This is a genomic window from Arthrobacter sp. TmtSoilC77 (assembly GCF_059739415.1).
The window spans coordinates 2901647-2920131 of sequence record NZ_AP046050.1; the positions used below are offsets into that span (position 1 = coordinate 2901647).

Consider the following 18485-nt stretch of genomic DNA (forward strand, 5'->3'; position numbering starts at 1 on the left):
CGTGATGCACCGTATGCTCGTTCCATGGCAGAGCCCAGCAAAATCACTACAAAGCGCAAAGCAGCAACCCAGGCATTGTCGCCGGAAAAGGCGGAGACCCTGCGGCAGCTCCGTGCAAATGTGGGGCAATTGTCCACCAGCACCATGCGGCAGCTTGAGAAATCGCTGCCTTGGTACAGTCGACTGAGCTCTGATGAACGCTCCGCTTTGGGGCTCGTGGCCCAAAATGGCATTGCCGCTTTCGTGACCTGGTACGAGCGCCCCAGTTCGCCGTCGTGGATCCTGACCGACGTCTTCGGCAATGCACCCACGGAACTGACCCGCTCCATCAGCCTGCAGAAGGCCCTGCAGTTGATCCGGATCGTAGTGGAGGTCGTCGAGGACCAGGTTCCTGTGATCGCTCCTGAATCGGACCAGCCTTCGCTCCGCGAGGCGGTGCTCCGCTACTCCCGGGAAGTGGCGTTCGCGGCCGCGGATGTCTACGCCCGCGCGGCGGAATCACGGGGATCCTGGGATACCCGGCTTGAGGCGCTGATTGTGGACGCAATCCTGCGGGGCGAGAACACAGATGCATTGCGGTCAAGGATCGCCGCCCTGGGTTGGAAGGCGCAGGAGCGCTTCACCGTCATGGTGGGCAACTCGCCATCGGAGCCCAGCGCCAGCTACGTCAGCGATTTACGCCGGACTGCCGGCCGTTTCGCAGAAGACGCGCTCGTAGGAATCCAGGGTGACCGCCTCATCCTCATCCTCGGCGGGGTCCAGGACCGCGATACGGCGTACTTGAAGCTCAGTGAACTGTTTGCGCCGGGCGCCGTCGTGTACGGGCCCGAGGCCGGCTCGTTACTGGAGGCCAGTACGTCGGCCCAGGCCGCCTTCGCCGGCCTTACCGCAGCCCGCGCGTGGCCCTCGGCGCCTCGACCTGTCGCAGCGGACGATCTCCTCCCGGAACGCGTTGTTTCCGGGGATGATGCGGCCCGGCGGTCCCTCATCAAGAATATTTACCGCCCGCTGCTGGCAGCCTCGAACGGCTTGGTGGAAACCTTGGGAACCTACCTCGAGCTGGGACATTCATTGGAGGCCACAGCGCGTGAATTGTTCGTCCATGCCAACACTGTGCGCTACCGTTTGAAGCGTGTCTGCGATGTGACAGGCTGGGATCCGCTCCTCCCAAGGGAAGCCTTCGTACTTCAAACTGCCCTGGTGGTGGGCCGGCTTTCGGCCCAGCCCAAAGCCGCCCCCGAGCGTCACGCATCGCGTTCACAGAACTGAACCGTTGTAGACTTCCTACAAACTGACCCAGTGAGCTTGGTGTACGAAAACACCAGTGGATCACGTGGCAATTTGGAAAGCTGGATACGTGCTTGCAATCGTCTGCCCTGGACAGGGCTCCCAGACCCCTGGATTTTTGGCCCCTTGGCTGGAACTCCCCTCCGTCGAAGGCCAATTGGCCACCCTGAGCGAGATCGCAGGCATCGACCTCAAGGCCCACGGAACCACGTCCGATGAAGAAACCATCAAAGACACCGCAGTGGCCCAACCCCTGATCGTGGCCGCGGGCTTGGTGGCAGCCAGGTCTTTGTTCGACGTCGAACTCAACACACTTCCCGTTGTGCTTGCAGGGCACTCCGTCGGTGAAATCACGGCTTCAGCCCTTGCCGGCGTCCTCACTGAGAAGGAAGCCATGACTTTCGTCCGCGAGCGGGCCAACAGTATGGCTGCCGCAGCAGCGGTAACCCCCACGGGCATGAGTGCAGTGGTCGGTGGTGACCCCGCGGAGGTCCTCGCCGCCATCGAGGCGTCGGGCGCCACTCCCGCCAATGTGAACGGAGCCGGCCAGACAGTGGCCGCAGGAACGTTCGAGCAGCTCAAGGCTTTGGCTGACAACCCGCCGGCCAAGGCGCGCGTCATTCCCCTGAAGGTTGCCGGCGCCTTCCACACCTCGCACATGGCTCCCGCCGTCAGCGCGCTGGAAGCCCTGAAGCCTTCCTTGTCCCCGCAGGATCCGACGGTCCCCCTTCTGTCCAACTACGACGGCAAGGAAGTAACGGCGGGTACTGCCGCCGTCGACAGCATGATTGCACAAGTGTCCCGGCCCGTCCGATGGGACCAGTGCATGGAGAACCTCTCCGCCCGCGGAGTCACCGGTGTGATCGAACTGGCTCCCGCCGGGACCCTTGCTGGTTTGGCCAAGCGTGGAATGCCCGGAGTCAAGACAGTTGCTGTCAAAACCCCGGACGATTTGTCTGCGGCGCTGGCACTTTTCGCTGAACTGGAGGGACAGGCGTGAGCACTCCCGTACTCAAGAAAGCTACGGTCAACGAGAACGCCCGCATCCTGGGCATCGGCGCATACCGTCCCGATGTCATCGTCACCAACGACGACGTCTGCCAGTGGATCGATTCCTCGGATGAATGGATCCGTCAGCGCACCGGCATCATCACCCGCCACCGCGCAGCTGCCGATGTCAGCGTCATCGACATGGCCGAAGGTGCCGCCCGCGAGGCCATCCAGCAGGCCGGGATCGAACCTTCCCAGCTGGGTGCAGTCATCGTCTCCACCGTGACGCACCCGTACGCAACACCGTCAGCCGCCGCTGCCCTTACGGAGCGTTTGGGCGCGACGCCGGCACCCGCCTTCGACATCTCCGCCGCCTGTGCAGGGTACTGCTACGGCGTTGCCCAGGCGGACGCGCTGGTGCGCTCCGGTTCTGCCGAATATGTTTTGGTGGTTGGCGCCGAGAAACTCTCGGACGTCATCGACAACCACGAACGCACCATCTCATTCCTGCTCGGCGACGGTGCCGGCGCAGTAGTGGTGGGCCCCTCCGACACTCCCGGCATCGGACCTTCAGTATGGGGCTCGGATGGCAGCAAGTGGGACGCGATCGGAATGACCCACTCTTTGGAAGACGTCAAGAAGCTGGGTGAATCCGCCCGCCACTCGGACGAAACAGATGACCTCGCAATCATCTCTGCAACGCAGGATGTTTGGCCTACGCTGCGTCAGGACGGCCAGACTGTTTTCCGGTGGGCCGTGTGGGAAATGGCCAAGGTGGCCCAGCAAGCGTTGGACGCTGCCGGGATCGAAGCCAGCGACCTCGCCGCGTTTGTTCCCCACCAGGCGAACATGCGCATCATCGATGAGATGGTGAAGAAGCTGAAGCTTCCCGAGACAGTCCTCATTGGCCGCGACATCGCCCAAGCCGGCAATACGTCAGCCGCTTCCATCCCGCTGGCCACGCACCGCCTGCTTCAGGAGAACCCTGGACTCAGCGGTGGATTGGCATTGCAGATCGGCTTCGGCGCTGGATTGGTATTCGGTGCCCAGGTAGTCGTCCTGCCATAGACCTGGACAGGCCCCGCGGCCTCCAGCCAACTGAATATGACTTACAAACCCAAACCGTAACCGCGGTTTGCCCCCTTTCCGGCATAGCCGGCACAACAAGAAAAGGAGCCAACAATGGCTAGCAACGAAGAAATCCTGGCCGGCCTGGCTGAAATCGTCAACGAAGAAACGGGCCTGGCTACCGAAGCCGTCGAGCTGGACAAGTCCTTCACCGAGGACCTGGACATCGACTCCATCTCCATGATGACCATCGTCGTGAACGCCGAAGAGAAGTTCGGCGTACGCATCCCGGACGAAGAGGTCAAGAACCTCAAGACCGTCGGCGACGCCGTCAGCTTCATCGCAAACGCCCAGGCCTAAGCCTGGTACCTGCTGTGCCGGGCCGGGGTGGTTGACCCTGTGCCCGGCACAGCCGCAGTAACGCCCAAAGTTTTTCCTGCCGTCCCCTGCAAAAACCGCAGACGGGATGGCTGATCCGACAGAGAGTGATCGCATGGCACGCAAAGTAGTCATAACCGGTCTGGGGGCCACCACTCCCATCGGCGGCGACGTCCCCACAATGTGGCAGAACGCGCTGAAAGGGGTCTCAGGGGCCCGCACGCTCGAAGACGAGTGGGTGGCCAAGTACGACCTCCCCGTCCACTTTGCTGCCCGGTGCTCGACGCCGGCCCTGGAAGTCCTGAGCCGGGTGGAAGCCAAGCGCATGGACCCATCCACGCAGTTTGGTGTCATCGCTGCCCGGGAGGCATGGGCTGACGCTGGCATCGAAGACATCGACCACGACCGCCTGGCGGTGGCCTTTGCCACGGGTATCGGCGGCGTATGGACGCTCCTTGATGCATGGGACACCCTCAGGGACAAGGGCCCCCGTAGGGTCCTGCCAATGACCGTTCCCATGCTTATGCCCAACGGCGTAGCCGCTGCCGTCAGCCTTGACCTCGGCGCCCGCGCCGGAGCCCACACTCCGGTTTCTGCTTGCGCATCCGGTACCGAGGCCCTGCACCTTGGCTTGGACCTGATCCGCTCGGGCAAGGCCGATGTGGTCATGTGCGGTGGGGCGGAAGCCGCCATTCACCCCATGCCCTTGGCGGCTTTCTCGTCCATGCAGGCACTCTCACGCCGCAATGACGATCCCGAGCGCGCCTCCCGTCCGTACGACGTCGACCGTGACGGCTTTGTCATGGGTGAGGGTGCCGGCGCCCTGGTACTTGAAGCAGAAGAGCACGCGATCGCCCGCGGCGCCCGCATCTATGCTGAGCTTGCCGGAACCTCGGTCACAGCTGACGCCTACCACATCACAGCTCCTGACCCCGAAGGTCTCGGCGCCACCCGCGCACTCAAGGCCGCAATGTTTGACGGCAGGATCCAGGCTGAAGACGTAGTCCACGTCAATGCCCACGCCACCTCCACACCGGTTGGCGACAAGCCCGAGTACACGGCCCTCCGTGCCGCCTTGGGGACCCACGTGGACAACGTGGCGGTCTCTGCCACCAAATCCCAGATGGGGCACCTCCTGGGCGCCTCCGGGGCTGTGGAGGCTGTCCTCACTGTGCTGGCCGTCTATGAGCGCAAGGCACCTGTCACCATCAACCTTGAGAACCAGGATCCCGAGATCCCCCTCGACGTCGTAACCTCCGCCCGTGACCTGCCTTCGGGCGACATCGTCGCGCTGAGCAACTCGTTCGGATTTGGCGGACACAACGCTGTCATCGCCGTCCGCAACGTCTAGGAGCTGCGTCCGCCGGATGCCGTGAGGTGAATTAACGAGAAGGGCCCACCATCAGGTGGGCCCTTCTCTGTTGCTATGGGAATGTTGTGGCGGTCAGGCGTTGCTGCTACCCGACCTGGTGCAGCCACCGGACCGGGGCGCCCTCAGCGGCGTGGCGGAAGGGCTCCAGTTCCTCGTCCCAGGCTTCGCCGAGGGCCAACGACAACTCATGGTAAACGGCCGACGGATCTCCCGCTCCTGACTCATAGGCATAGCGGATGCGATCCTCGCTGACCATGATGTTGCCGTGCACATCCGTGACAGCATGGAAGATCCCCAATTCCGGAGTGTGCGACCAGCGGGCCCCGTCCACGCCTTGGCTGGGTTCTTCAGTCACCTCGTACCGCAGATGTGCCCAGCCCCGAAGAGCAGACGCCAACTGGGCACCCGTGCCGGGCGCACCTGTCCAGGACAGTTCGGCACGGAACATTCCGGGCGCAGCTGGCTGAGGGGTCCACTCAAGATCGGTCCGCTTGTCCACGACCGATCCGATGGCCCACTCAACGTGCGGGCACAACGCCGTAGGGGCCGAGTGCACGAAAAGGACACCGCGGGTTGTTGCAACAGACATTCCATCCTCCATAGCTGTAGGTACGTCTTCCCCAACGACCTCTGCAGCGGATGTCTTTCTGTTGCTGCCCGGCCCTGTCATTCTTATGGACCCTGCAGGCTATTCAATTAGCTAAGACTCTTAGATTGTGACACGAAACGAACCCTCAACCCTAAATTGAAGGTTCGGCGGTGGTGCTTTCATTTTGCCGTACCCTTCCCTTTTCCGCCAGTGCGACTCTTTGGGCGTTATGTTCAGGCCCGGGGATGTGCCTGCTGGTAGCTCTTCCGAAGCCTGTCCACGGAAACGTGGGTGTATATCTGGGTTGTGGCGAGGCTACTGTGACCAAGAATTTCCTGCACGGCGCGAAGATCCGCCCCACCATCCAGCAGATGGGTCGCGGCACTATGCCTCAAGGCGTGGGGCCCCGTTGCAGCCGTGTCGCCAAGTGCCTCCAGCAGGACGGCTACAACCGCACGGACTTGGCGTGGGTCAACGCGGTTTCCTCTCACGCCCAGGAACAGAGCCGGCCCGCTCGTGGCAGTCACCAGCGCCGGGCGTCCCCGGCGAAGCCAGTCGTCGATGGCAAGGGCAGCTGGAACTCCGAAAGGAACGGTACGCTCCTTGTTTCCCTTGCCAATGACGCGGAGGGTCCGTCTATCCGGATCCATGTCATCGATGTCCAGCCCGGCAAGCTCCCCAACCCGCACGCCGGTTGCGTACAGCAACTCCACCATCGCTCGATCCCGGATGGCCAGAGGACCTCCATCCGCCGCGGCAGCGTCAAGGCTATCCACGACCCTGAGAATTTGCTGCTGCTGCAGGACTCCAGGCAACGATTTCACGCGTTTAGGAGCCTGCAGCCGAATGGCTGGATCCGTGGCGATGAGTTCCTCCCTCAAAGCCCACTTCGTGAACGACCTGGCCGTGGCAGCCCGGCGGGCGAGGGTGGACCGGGCCATGCCGGCTTCGCTTTGTGCGCCCAACCATCGGCGCAGAGAACCCAACTCCAATTCATCGAGATCGCGTATTCCCTCCTGGACCGCGAATCCGAGAAGGCTGTGCACATCTGCCAGATAGGCGCGGACAGTATGTGCCGACCTCGCGCGTTCACCGCGTAGGTAGCGTTCGAATCCCTCCGCTGCGCTCTTGAGCGATGCCGGCAATAATTCTGCGTCCACCCTTCCAACTTTGCCAGCAACATGGACCGTCGCTGCGTATCAACATGCTTCGCTACTTGTCCGCCCTACGCATTCTTGGTGCGCTTCCAGGCCCCCCGTTCCGAGGACGCGAGTCCCAGCAGTCCCAATCGCCCCAAGCCCGCGCGAACAGTGTCCGGGCTGAGGCCGGCAACTATTGTGAGTTTCTCCACGGAACTTGCCGATCGAAGCGGTAAGGCGTCCAGGAGAATCAGGTCTTCCAAGGACAGGCCATCATGAGGCGCGGCAGGCGAATCCTTCTCGGAGCCGATCACCTCACCGTTCCGACCGGCCAATTCAGCGATTTCTCCAACGTCCGTCACACAGATCGCCCCGCCATCGCGGAGCAGCCTGTGGCACCCAGCCGAATTCGCGCTGTGAATGGATCCCGGGACAGTTGCCACTACCCGCCCTATGCTCTCGGCGTGATGGGCCGTGTTCAGTGCGCCTGAGCGCCATCGTGCTTCCACCACCACCGTGACAGCCGCCAGCGCAGCGATGAGGCGGTTTCGCTGCAGGAACCGGTACCTTGTAGGGGCAGATCCGGGTGGCACCTCGGAAATCACCGCTCCTTGGTTGGCCACAGCACGAAGCAGATCCTCGTTCCCGGAAGGATAGAAGCGGTCCACTCCCCCAGCCATGACTGCAATGGTCGGTACGTTTGCGACCCCGCCACGGAGGGCCCCACGGTGGGCGTGGGCGTCAATGCCATAGGCTCCACCGGAAACTACGCAGTATCCACGTTGGGCCAAGCCGTAGGCAAGGTCCCCCGTCACAGATGCTCCGTAGCTGGTGCTGTCCCTGGACCCCACCAGCGCGATGGTCTGCCGGGTTGAGGGAAGGGGTTGCTCGTGTCCGCGCCACCACAGGCACAAAGGCTCCTGAAGGCCGAGGTCCGACAATTGCCCTGGCCATAGCTCGTCGCCGGGAACGATCAGGCGGCCACCGAGCCTCTTCATCGTCTCCAGGTCACGGTCCGGTGCAAGGTCCGGAACACGTGGAGCCCACCGTCGCTTGCTGGCCGTGAGCCCCGGCCAGGAAGCCGGGCCTCCGCTTTCGGTCAGTAAGGTGGAAATTTCCTGTTCCAGGCGTGGGCCGACAGCGAGTTCGCCGGTCGCGATACCCAGCGCGTCAACAGCTCCAACAGCATGAACCAAGGCGAGCCCCACGGAATCCTGTGGTTCCATCAGACGCGCCAGTGCTGCCCGTGCAAGCCTTTCCTTTTCCTGTTTCCCCAACACGACTGCGCTTGTGCGTTCCGTTGCCAGTTCGTCCTTCGTCACGTTGTCCTTCATGTCGTCGCCGTTGCTTGCCGGAGGCCGAGAGCTTGTCCGATGTGGTCTGCAGTGGGAACCCTGCTATGGTCCAGGTCTGCCAGCGTCCACGCCAAGCGAAGGACGCGGTCGTATCCCCGGGCAGTGAGAATGCCTCGCTCCAAGGCCGTGTCCAGGATGCGGGTGGTGCCCTGTGCCAGCCTCAGTTCCCCACGAAGGGTGCGTCCCGGTACTTGGGAATTGGTCTCAATGCCGAACGCCCCCAGGCGCTCGGCCTGCCTCAGCCTCGCAGCCAGTACCCGTCCTGCAACGGCGTCCGTTCGCTCTTCGGTACCTGCTTGTCCAAAATCGGCAAGGGACACGCGTTCCACTTGGAGTTGTATGTCGACGCGGTCCAGGAGAGGACCAGATATTCGGCCGAAGTACCGCCGCCGCATTATTGCGGTGCAGGTACAGTCCATCCCCTTGCCCGAGGCTTTGCCGCAGGGGCAAGGATTGGCTGCCAGTACCAGTTGAAACCGAGCGGGGTAAGCTGCCGTTCCCGCCGAACGGTGAATGACCAGCTCGCCGCTCTCCAAGGGTTGCCGCAGGGCATCCAGGACGCGTCGTTCATACTCGGGAGCCTCGTCCAGGAAGAGGACCCCACGGTGTGCCCTCGAGGCAGCGCCCGGACGGGGAAGCCCCGAGCCTCCGCCGATGATGGCAGCTGAAGTAGCACTGTGGTGGGGATTCTCAAACGGCGGCCTCCGGAGCAATGTTCCGGTTGATGAGCGGACCGCCGCCAGGGAGTGGATGGCAGTAACCTCCATTGCCGCCTTGTCCGCCAGGTCCGGCAAGAGTCCTGGCAAACGCTCTGCGAGCATCGTCTTACCGGCACCCGGTGGACCGGTCAGGAGCATATGGTGGCTACCTGCCGCTGCGACTTCCAGGGCGCGCCGGGCCTCCGATTGCCCCGAAACGTCGGAAAGATCGGGCACGATGCCCTCCGCGTCATCATTTTCATCCCCGGGATCAGCACCGGGCGGGTCGTAGTCCAGGGCGAGTTCCTTGGGGTCCGCACCGAAGTCGTACGCCAGCCGGGCAAGAGTCCGGTATCCCCTGACGCGAGCCCCCGGCACCAAAGTTGCCTCCGCGACGTTTGCTTCTGCTACGACAATCTCCGGATACCCCGCCTGGACGGCAGCCATCACGGCCGGGAGGATGCCCCTCACCGGCCGAAGCCGGCCGTCCAAACCGAGCTCGGCAATGAAGACTGTTCCATCGATCGAACGAATGTCCTCCGCAGCACGGAGAACAGCCATGGTGATGGCGAGGTCAAAGCCCGAACCACGTTTGGGCAAGGATGCTGGAATGAGATTGGCGGTGATCTTCCTCCGGCTCAGAGGAATTCCCGAGTTCTGTGCCGCGGAGCGTATTCGTTCTTTGGCTTCGTTTAATGCGGCATCCGGGAGGCCCAGGATCACGAAAGCGGGAAGCGTCTGGCCGATGTCGGCTTCTACCTCGACGATGTAGCCGTTGAGGCCAACGAGGGCAATGCAGTAGCTGCGTCCGACCCCCATCAGCCAACACCCCTCAGGTGTTCCAGCTGGGGGTCTCCGATGCCGTCATGGATGACCGACACCACGTCCACACGTCTTTGCGGAGCATTCAGTTCATGCTCCCGGCACCACGATGACGCGAGCCGGTGCAGGCGTGCCAGCTTGGCTGGACCCACGGCTTCAAACGGATGTCCGTAATCCAGGCTGCTGCGGGTCTTTACCTCCGCGACCACCAGGGTGTCGCCCTCCAACGCCACGATGTCGATTTCACCGTCGGCGCACCGCCAATTTCGATCGACGATCCGCATGCCCTGGCCTTCCAGGAATCCTGCGGCCAAAGCCTCGCCGTTACGGCCAAGAATGTCTTTTGCCCTCATGAGCACCACCTCCGCTACCCAGCTTTCACGCTGGCAGCGGTCGGTGACAGACAGTCCCGGCGCTATGTGGGTAAACCCGTCACATCACCGTCTTGTGGAGGAAGAGTTATGCGGAAGCGGGGCTAATTCCCGAGATCGCCCAGATCTCCCAGGCCGCCATCCTTGGGCAACGCAAGGTCTTCATTGCGTGGAAGTTCCTCGACGTTGACGTCCTTGAACGTTATTACCCGGACATTTTTCACGAAGCGGGCTGAACGATAAACATCCCAAACCCACGCATCCTGCAGGGTTAGATCGAAATAGACTTCGCCGTCTGCGCTGCGGGCTTGCAAATCAACATGGTTGGCAAGGTAGAAACGCCGCTCAGTTTCGACAACGTAGCTGAACAAACCGACAACGTCCCGGTATTCACGGTAGAGCTGCAGCTCCATGTCGGTTTCATAGTTCTCAAGGTCCTCGGCGCTCATAGTTCCATCTTGCACCATCTGCCGCGCACCGGACGCCATCAGCAGGACACACGCTGCCAAGCAAGCAGTCAGACAACGTCCGGCCCGGTGAGGTTCCAGCTTGTCCGGTGATAGGCACTGGGACCCTGCAGCCTGATCACTTCGCGATGGGCTGCGGTGGCGTAACCCTTGTTTTCGTTCCAGCCGTACGCCGGTACTTCAGAGTGGAGATCAACCATGATCCGATCGCGAGCTACTTTTGCCAAAACACTGGCAGCAGCCACGCTGAGACAGCTCATGTCTGCCTTTACCTTCGTGTGGACCGGAGCTTCACACCAGGGTCCTGTGGGTGCGGTGTCGAACAGTGAAGCTTGAACTTCCGGAGAAAGCCAGTTGTGGCTGCCGTCCAACAACACGACGTCGGGCGTGATGCCACGGGCCAGAATCTCACACCACGCCCGCGTTCCCGCCAGGCGCAGGGCAGCTATGATACCCACCTCATCGATTTCGCGGGCGGACGCATGTCCAACTGCGGACGCTACAGCCCAGTCACGGACCAAAGGCTCCAACCTGTCGCGATCCTCGGGCTTGAGCAATTTGCTGTCCCTGACATCGGCCAGAAGGGCGTGGTCCTGAAGATTGACCACTGCGATTCCCACACTCACGGGGCCAGCCAGGGCTCCCCTGCCAACCTCGTCCACACCTGCCAGCAGTCGAACCCGGGGAGACAGGAAGGAACGCTCGACGTCCAGGGTTGGAACGTCGGTCGGTGTCTTGGTTTTCAGCCGGGTGCTTCCCATGGCCGTTACTTTCCTGACGTGGCCGCGGGAACGTTCTTGAAGACATCCGGGTAATTGTCCAGCACCGTCCACCGGTTGACGGGCCAGGCGATGACCGTGGCCTTGCCTTCAACGTCCTCGATATTAATGAAACCACCATTGACTTCCTGGTGCGCCCGGGAATCGGCCGAGTGGTTGCGGTTGTCTCCCATCACCCAGACTTTGCCCTCTGGAACGACGATGTCAAACGGGTTGGGCTGGGGCACTTCCGCGGGATTGATGTATGTTTCGTCCACTGGCTTGCCATTGATGCTGACCCGACCCTGCGCGTCACAGCAGGAAACATGATCGCCCGGAAGCCCAATCACGCGCTTGACCAGGTGCTGCTCATTGTCGTCGGCTGCCAACCCGACGAATTCCAAAGTGTCGCCTACCCAATCAAGGGGTCCCGCCGGTTTCTTCAGAACTGCGGGCAGCCAACCTTGCGAATCCTTGAAAACCACGACGTCGCCCCGTTCCAAGGCGAAGGGCTCCGGCACCAGCAGATTGATGAAGATGCGGTCATTCACGTCCAAGGTGCTTTCCATGGATTCAGAAGGAATGTAGAACGCACGGAAAAGGAAGGTCTTGATAAGGAAGGAGAGCACTACGGCAATGGCCACGACCGTGACGATTTCCTTCAGCCATCCAAGGACAGGGTTCCTGTGAGGCTTTTCGCCCTCTTCGGATTCGTTGCCGGTATCGTCAGCAGCGTCAGCGACCGGGCTGGGCTCAGCCACTCCGGCCACGCCAGCCGTTCCGTCCGAGAGCCGCGCGTCGTCGTCGTGCCGCTCGGGATTCTCGGGAACTTTGTCCGGCATTTATTGTCCGTTCTTTGATGGTTCGGCCTGCGCGGAGCGAGGCACCTCTGCAAATCTATCAAGGGGCCAGATAATCTGGACCGGTCTGCCGATCACCCGGTCAAGCGGGACCATTCCCCCACCGGGCGCTCCCAGCAGTCCGCGGGAATCAGCAGAGCGGGATCGGTGGTCGCCCATCAGCCAGAGCCGGCCCTCGGGGACTACGACGTCGAACTTCTGTTTGCTGGGTTCGTCTCCGGGATAAACATAGGGTTCCTCAAGTACCTGACCGTTCACTGTGAGGCGGCCGTCGGGGGAGCAGCACTGAACGTGGTCACCCGGAACCCCAATAACCCGCTTCACATATGTGGTGTCGCTTCCCGTGAGCCCGAACCACTGGCTTGCTGCAGCAGCCGCATCAACAAGGGGACCCTTACCGCTGCTGAGCGGGGCGAACGACCCACGCCCATCAAAGACAACCACGTCTCCACGCTGGATGGGCCCGGCGGTGAACGCCGTCCGCGAAACCAGGATCCTGTCCCCCGTGCCCAGCAACGGCTCCATGGACTCGGAAGGAATGTAGTAGACGTCGATCCACAAAGAGCGGACCAGGCCACTGATTGCGACGGCAAGGACCAATGCCAGCAAAACAAAACGCCAGCCCTGTTTCCGGGGCTGGCGTTCTGATGTGTCCATGACTCGTATCCCTGTTGCGTTGCGGATTGCTCCGGAACAAACCGGGCACGGATCCTGGACCCGTTGCGTAAGTCGTGGACTTACTTCGCGAAGTCGCGCTTTTCCTTGATCTTCGCAGCCTTACCGCGCAGTGCGCGCATGTAGTAAAGCTTGGCACGACGGACGTCACCCTTGGTGACGACCTCGATCTTGTCGATGATCGGGGAGTGTACCGGGAAGGTACGCTCTACGCCGACGCCGAAGGAAACCTTGCGCACGGTGAAGGTTTCACGAACGCCGTCACCCTGGCGGCCCAGGACGAAGCCCTGGAATACCTGGACACGGGAGTTCTTGCCTTCGATGATGTTGACGTGAACCTTGAGGGTGTCACCCGCGCGGAACTCGGGAACATCGTTACGCAGCGAGGCTGCATCTACGCTATCGAGGATATGCATTAATCCACTCCTGGTGAACGCCACAGGTCATCCACTTTGGGTTACGGCGGACAAGCCCGCGGCACAAAGCCACCGGAAATCTCCGCCGAAGTTTCTTAGTGTCCGATTCCGCCACTGATTGGCGGCACCGGGTTGTCCGGCTGTTGGCTTCGCTCCCCCTGTGGCAGGTGCTGGCCCAGCAGACACAAGGGTTAATTCTGCCACATGCCCCGGCATCGGGCCAACTATGCTGACTCGCAATGCCCGGGGGCAGGCAGCGGGTCCGCTATGTCGCACTGCTTTCCGTGCGGCGGCGCAGGCGACCATCCACGACGTCGTAACCCAGGTCCGCGAGTGCGTTGCGGTCCGCACGACTCAACTGACCGGCGTCGAAGTGGTCAAGGAGGTCCGGACGGCGCTCGGCAGTGCGACGGAACTGTTCGTGACGCCGCCACTGCGCGATTTTTCCGTGATTGCCGCTGAGCAGGACCGGAGGCACTTCGTGGTCCCGCCATGAGGACGGCTTGGTATACACCGGATACTCCAGCAGGCCGTCCGAGTGGGATTCCTCAACGAGCGATTCGGGATTGCCCACCACGCCTGGAAGCAAACGACCGATGGCTTCCACCATGGCCAGGACAGCAACTTCGCCGCCATTGAGTACGTAGTCGCCAAGGCTGACAGGCCGCACTGTGAAGTGCTCGTGGGCCCAGTCGATGACGCGCTCGTCAATTCCCTCGTACCGCCCGCAGGCAAAGACCAGCTGTTCCTCTTCGGCGAGCTCATAGGCAAGGGCCTGGGTGAACCTTTCCCCTGCCGGCGAAGGCACGATCAGCACAGGCTTGGTGCCCTCACGAACCGCGGCGACCGACTCGAGCGCCTGCGCCCACGGCTCGGGCTTCATCACCATGCCGGCGCCGCCCCCGTAAGGAGTGTCGTCCACGGTCCGGTGCTTGTCAGTGGTGAACGTCCGGAGGTCGTGGACGTTAAGTTCCAGGAGCCCATCCTGGCGTGCCTTGCCTATCAGCGAAAGTTCAAGCGGGGCAAGGTACTCCGGGAAGATGCTGACGACATCGATCCTCATTCAGGCATCATCCCCGGCGCCGTCCCTGGACTCCCCGGCCGTGTCATCGTTGATTTCGAAGAGACCAGCAGGCGGTGTGATGAGAATGAAGCCGTCCTCGATGTTGACCTCAGGCACGATCTCATCGACGAAGGGAACCAGGATTTCCTTCCCTTCCTCCGTCTTAATGGTCAACAGGTCCTGGACCGGCAGTGTGGTCAGAGCGGCAACTTTGCCCACAACCTGTGAGCCAACCCGCGCCTCCAACCCTACGAGTTCGTGCTCATACCAGCCTTCGTCGTCTTCGTCATCGAGTTCTTCGGTTTCGATGAAAAGCTTCGCACCACGGATGGCCTCGGCGGCGTTGCGATCTGCAATCTCTTCGAAGCCCAGCAGGAGGATGTCTTTGTTCCATCTGGCGCTTCGGATGGTCAGCGGGCCCGCAGAGGCCGGCTCGACGACGAATTCGGTTCCAGCGACGAAGCGCTCGGAGGGGGCGTCGGTGAGCACTTGCACCGTCACCTCGCCGCGTATGCCATGGGGTTTGCCGATCCGGGCCACCTGGAGCTGCATGGGTTCCTCTGAATTCTCGTTGTGCCCGCGCTGCCGGGCAGCAGCGGAAGTGAAATGATCGATAAAGCAATCCGGCCCCTCCACCATATTCGGTGAAGGGGCCGGATCTAAGACAAGTATTGCTGAGCGCGTTACCGGCGACGATCGGTGTCGACGACGTCGACCCTGACCTGCTCGCCACCTGCCAGGGCTGCAACCACAGTGCGCAATGCGCGTGCGGTACGTCCCTGACGGCCGATCACCCGTCCGAGGTCCTCCTGGTGAACACGCACCTCAAGGGATTCCCCGCGGCGGTTGTTCCTGGCACTGACCTTGACATCCTCAGGGCTGTCAACGATCCCACGGACCAAGTGCTCGAGCGCTTCTGCCAGCAATTTACTCAGCCTCGGTGGTCTCTGCTTCAGCCTCGGCCGGAGCTTCGGCTTCGTCCTTCTTGGCCTTCTTGGTGATGGCTTCCGGAATGATGACGGAACCCTTCTCCGGGGCTACGAAGGCTTCCTTCGGAGCTTTGGTCTTCAGGATGCCTTCCTGGCCCGGCAGGCCCTTGAACTTCTGCCAGTCACCGGTGATCTTAAGGATCGCGGCAACCTGCTCGGTCGGCTGGGCGCCAACGGAAAGCCAGTACTGGGCGCGCTCGGAAGCGACTTCGATGTACGACGGCTCTTCGGTGGGGTGGTACTTGCCGATTTCTTCAATGGCACGGCCATCGCGCTTGGCGCGGGCATCCATGACGACAATGCGGTAGTACGGTGCGCGCATCTTACCGAAGCGCTTAAGGCGAATCTTTACGGCCACTTTTGTGGTCACTCCTGTTTCTGAAACGGGGTTGAACCCGACGTTCTGCACCCGTGGGGCGGGCCATACTTGGGGGTTCGAAAGGACAAGATTTGGGCACGGAGAGAGGGGCCGCGCCAATCAAGTACCTGACCATTGTGCCAGATGCGGGAAGTAATTACGACTTTCGCCACTCCCGGCCCCAACGGTCAGACAGACCAGACGTAGAGCCCTGACCGCTCCGCTTTTTCCACGTCAGTAGCCAAGGAGGCCAACTGCTGCACGTACTGACGCGATTCGTCCGCGCCAAAAGGCATGTCTTCCTGCGCTGCCCACGCCGCAGCGACGTCGTCAAGAACGTTCCCGTCGCCTTCGCTTTCGTACGTCAGCAGCTCGGCAAGTGCCCTCACCATCGCCTCTGGAACACCAAGGAGTGCGTCGCTGGTGACGTCCACCAACGCCAGTTCGTAGTCTGCGCCGGCAGCATGAACGGCTTTGCCGGCAAGGTCACCCAGTTGCTCGACCTCAAAGTCGGTGATGCCATCAATCCTGACGGCGGGGCCGGTAACGTCGGCGCCCCGGTCCAGGGCAGCCGCCCTCTTGAGGGCTTCATCGTGGGTGGCTACAAAAATTTCGGCAAAGCCCATGGAGAGTGCTCTCATTCGTTCGTGCTGACGGGGCGGCGGCAAGGGCCCGGGGGCGAATACCGTCAAGACCCAGCCTAGTGCAGTCCCGGCCCCTGCCCTCGAAAAGGCAGTGGGAGGTTGCTTAGCGAACTGCCACGCGCAGCGTGTTGCGCCAGGGGTCTTCGAACTGCAACTCCAGGCCCGTATGGTGGTTCGCCACGGACGCAACTTTCAGCCGGTCAGCCAGTGCGGCGACATCCTCGGCAGATGGAACCTCGATCAGGACTTCGCCCAGGCCCAGCGTATCCCTGCGGGGCCCGGCCCCACGGCTGTTCCATACGTTCATCGCCATATGGTGGTGGTAGCCGCCCGCAGAAACAAACAATGCCTGCCCATGCCAGCCCGCTGTCCTCTCAAAACCCAGCGTGTCCACATAAAAATCCTGGGCGGTCTGCACGTCACCTACCTGAAGGTGCACGTGCCCGACGCCGGCAGCGGCTTCCCGCTGGCCAGTCACGGCAGCCTCGCTCAAGTGCTGCTGGAGGAAACGCTGCGGCGGCAAGGCAACATTGTCCATCACCACATTCCTGCCATCCCACTGCCAGACATCGCGCGGCTTGTCGTAGTAGAGCTCGATACCGTTACCCTCCGGATCGGTGAAGTAGAACGCTTCACTCACCAAATGGTCGGCGCTGCCCACAAAGGCGCGCGGTTCATACTGTGCCGCCGTGGCGATGGTGGCTGCCAGGGAAGGCTGGTCCTGGAACAGAATGGCGGTATGGAAAAGTCCCGCTTCCCCACGGCCTGGAATCTGCAGGCCGGCCGCGGGAGCGAGGTGGACTACAGGCTTGCCCAGTCGTCCCAGGTACAGCCCGCCATCCTGCTCGGCCACGATCTCCAAGCCCAAGGCCCGCTGATAGTAGTCACTCATGACCTTCATATCGCCGACCTTGAGCATGACCGTGCCCATCGTGAGTTCGGCAGGAAGGAGATCCTGGTTGGATGTCGTCGTCATGTGAAGCTCCCGGTTCATAGGTGGCCGCCCTTCGGCACGTTCTACCTATCTAAATCACTTGAAGCTTCAATTTATTCCTAGTAGACCACTTTCCCGCGAAGGACTACATGGTTCAGGCTTGCCACAGTTGCGAGGTTCTCCCTGGGATCATCCCGGCACAGCACGACGTCGGCACTTGCCCCTTCGCTGATGGCCTCGGCTCCCAGCCACTCCCGTGCGCCCCACGTGGCGGCGTCCAGTACGGCAGTGGCTGGCAGGCCGGCGTCGTAAAGCTCCTGCATTTCATCAGCGATCCTGCCGTGCTTGATCACGCTCCCTGCATCCGTTCCCGCGTAGATGCGAACACCGGCTTCAAAGGCCTCGAGCACCCGTTCACGGCGTCGCTCCCAGAGCCGGGTCATGTGCTCGGCGTAGACTGGAAACTTAGGTGCGGCCTGGACGGCGATATCCGGAAAAGTCGCGATGTTTACCAACGTAGGAACAATCGGGACAGACTGCTCCACCAGACGGGGAATGTGCCGGGGCAAAAGGCCGGTGGCGTGCTCAATGCAGTCAATCCCGGCGTCGAGCATGTCATCAATAGTGTCTTCAGCGAAGCAGTGGGCCGTCACGCTGGCCCCTTCGTCGTGGGCGGCAGAAATCGCATCCCGCACCACGTTCCGAGGGAAGGAAACCGCGAGGTCGCCGGCACCGCGATCGATCCAGTCGCCCACGAGTTTCACCCAACCGTCCCCATCCCGGGCTTCCTTGCGGACTGTCTCCACGAGTTCGCCGGGCTCCACTTCGTGACCCAATCCACGCAGGTAACGCCGGCTCCGGGCGATGTGGCGCCCGGCACGAAGCAGCCTCGGGAGATCCTCCCGCCGCTGAACCCAGCGTGTATCGCTTGGCGAGCCGGCGTCACGGATCAACAACGTGCCGGATTTCAGGTCGGCTTGGGCCTGGGCAAGGGTTGTCTGCTCATCAACTGCCCCGCCGACGCCAAGTCCAATGTGGCAATGGGCGTCCACAAACCCAGGGAGGACCCATCCCTCCAGTATGGAATCGGGTGCGGCAACGGGACGTTCGAACGTCAGGTTGCCATCAACGGACCACAGCCCGTGCCGTTGGTCGTCTCCTGCAACAAGCACAGGACCGGTGAATTCGATGATGTTGGCCATGGCAAAAGCCTAATCTGCCCTGCATGACACAGGTTTACCGACGGGTCTGC

Annotated in this window: 22 protein-coding genes; 5 read left to right on the plus strand and 17 right to left on the minus strand. The window is 62.0% G+C overall.

Features of this window, described 5'->3' with window-relative positions; genetic code table 11:
* The first annotated feature begins 24 nt into the window (after positions 1-24).
* The 5 genes from AC6I99_RS13375 to AC6I99_RS13395 all read left to right on the plus strand — a co-directional run bounded on the left by AC6I99_RS13375 (position 25) and on the right by AC6I99_RS13395 (position 5074).
* Positions 25-1269, plus strand: coding sequence for a PucR family transcriptional regulator (locus tag AC6I99_RS13375; protein ID WP_224090756.1), 1245 nt, complete (start codon positions 25-27; stop codon positions 1267-1269).
* 88 nt (positions 1270-1357) lie between these two features.
* The gene (locus AC6I99_RS13380) at positions 1358-2287 is read left to right on the plus strand and encodes an ACP S-malonyltransferase (protein WP_224090757.1); all 930 of its coding nucleotides are present in this window, start codon (positions 1358-1360) and stop codon (positions 2285-2287) included.
* Entirely contained in the window at positions 2284-3345 is a 1062-nt protein-coding gene (locus AC6I99_RS13385) for a beta-ketoacyl-ACP synthase III (protein WP_497944901.1), read from the plus strand. The genes AC6I99_RS13380 and AC6I99_RS13385 overlap by 4 nt, the downstream gene beginning before the upstream one ends.
* 114 nt (positions 3346-3459) lie before the next feature.
* A complete protein-coding gene (locus tag AC6I99_RS13390; RefSeq protein ID WP_011692310.1) occupies positions 3460-3705 on the plus strand; it encodes an acyl carrier protein in 246 nt (81 codons plus the stop codon).
* 133 nt (positions 3706-3838) lie between these two features.
* Positions 3839-5074, plus strand: coding sequence for a beta-ketoacyl-[acyl-carrier-protein] synthase family protein (locus AC6I99_RS13395; RefSeq protein WP_224164572.1), 1236 nt, complete (start codon positions 3839-3841; stop codon positions 5072-5074).
* A gap of 106 nt (positions 5075-5180) precedes the next feature.
* On the opposite strand, the gene AC6I99_RS13400 is transcribed toward AC6I99_RS13395, so the two are convergent.
* From AC6I99_RS13400 to AC6I99_RS13480, 17 genes are all read right to left on the minus strand, one after another.
* Positions 5181-5684, minus strand: coding sequence for a DUF3145 domain-containing protein (locus AC6I99_RS13400; RefSeq protein WP_309931327.1), 504 nt, complete (start codon positions 5682-5684; stop codon positions 5181-5183).
* Positions 5685-5917: 233 nt separating this feature from the next.
* Positions 5918-6844, minus strand: a complete 927-nt coding sequence (locus AC6I99_RS13405; protein ID WP_497944900.1) for a tyrosine recombinase XerC — start codon at positions 6842-6844, stop codon at positions 5918-5920.
* Positions 6845-6909: 65 nt separating this feature from the next.
* Entirely contained in the window at positions 6910-8157 is a 1248-nt protein-coding gene (gene dprA, locus AC6I99_RS13410; protein ID WP_396133572.1) for a DNA-processing protein DprA, read from the minus strand.
* Positions 8154-9695, minus strand: a complete 1542-nt coding sequence (locus AC6I99_RS13415) for a YifB family Mg chelatase-like AAA ATPase (RefSeq protein ID WP_224164576.1) — start codon at positions 9693-9695, stop codon at positions 8154-8156. The genes dprA and AC6I99_RS13415 overlap by 4 nt, the downstream gene beginning before the upstream one ends.
* Positions 9695-10060, minus strand: coding sequence for a YraN family protein (locus AC6I99_RS13420; RefSeq protein WP_224090765.1), 366 nt, complete (start codon positions 10058-10060; stop codon positions 9695-9697). Before AC6I99_RS13420 ends, AC6I99_RS13415 begins: the two co-directional genes overlap by 1 nt.
* 113 nt (positions 10061-10173) lie before the next feature.
* Entirely contained in the window at positions 10174-10518 is a 345-nt protein-coding gene (locus tag AC6I99_RS13425; RefSeq protein ID WP_216923842.1) for a DUF2469 domain-containing protein, read from the minus strand.
* Between the two features lie 68 nt (positions 10519-10586).
* Complete coding sequence (gene rnhB, locus AC6I99_RS13430; protein WP_497944899.1) at positions 10587-11297, minus strand: ribonuclease HII; 711 nt, start codon at positions 11295-11297, stop codon at positions 10587-10589.
* Between the two features lie 5 nt (positions 11298-11302).
* Positions 11303-12136, minus strand: coding sequence for a signal peptidase I (gene lepB / locus AC6I99_RS13435; RefSeq protein WP_497944898.1), 834 nt, complete (start codon positions 12134-12136; stop codon positions 11303-11305).
* Complete coding sequence (lepB, locus tag AC6I99_RS13440) at positions 12137-12811, minus strand: signal peptidase I (RefSeq protein WP_224090770.1); 675 nt, start codon at positions 12809-12811, stop codon at positions 12137-12139. It abuts the gene before it with no gap.
* Between the two features lie 80 nt (positions 12812-12891).
* On the minus strand, positions 12892-13245 hold the full coding sequence (rplS, locus tag AC6I99_RS13445) for a 50S ribosomal protein L19 (RefSeq protein ID WP_014922079.1): 354 nt from the start codon (positions 13243-13245) through the stop codon (positions 12892-12894).
* A gap of 265 nt (positions 13246-13510) precedes the next feature.
* Positions 13511-14308, minus strand: a complete 798-nt coding sequence (gene trmD / locus AC6I99_RS13450; RefSeq protein ID WP_224090779.1) for a tRNA (guanosine(37)-N1)-methyltransferase TrmD — start codon at positions 14306-14308, stop codon at positions 13511-13513.
* Complete coding sequence (gene rimM / locus AC6I99_RS13455; protein WP_224090781.1) at positions 14309-14860, minus strand: ribosome maturation factor RimM; 552 nt, start codon at positions 14858-14860, stop codon at positions 14309-14311.
* A gap of 131 nt (positions 14861-14991) precedes the next feature.
* Complete coding sequence (locus AC6I99_RS13460; protein WP_144659985.1) at positions 14992-15234, minus strand: RNA-binding protein; 243 nt, start codon at positions 15232-15234, stop codon at positions 14992-14994.
* 1 nt (position 15235) lies between these two features.
* Positions 15236-15655, minus strand: a complete 420-nt coding sequence (gene rpsP, locus AC6I99_RS13465; protein ID WP_497944897.1) for a 30S ribosomal protein S16 — start codon at positions 15653-15655, stop codon at positions 15236-15238.
* A 188-nt stretch (positions 15656-15843) separates the two neighbouring features.
* Complete coding sequence (locus tag AC6I99_RS13470) at positions 15844-16296, minus strand: hypothetical protein (protein WP_309931313.1); 453 nt, start codon at positions 16294-16296, stop codon at positions 15844-15846.
* Positions 16297-16402: 106 nt separating this feature from the next.
* A complete protein-coding gene (locus tag AC6I99_RS13475) occupies positions 16403-17275 on the minus strand; it encodes a VOC family protein (RefSeq protein ID WP_497944896.1) in 873 nt (290 codons plus the stop codon).
* 77 nt (positions 17276-17352) lie between these two features.
* A complete protein-coding gene (locus tag AC6I99_RS13480; RefSeq protein ID WP_497944895.1) occupies positions 17353-18435 on the minus strand; it encodes an amidohydrolase family protein in 1083 nt (360 codons plus the stop codon).
* Positions 18436-18485 lie beyond the last annotated feature (50 nt).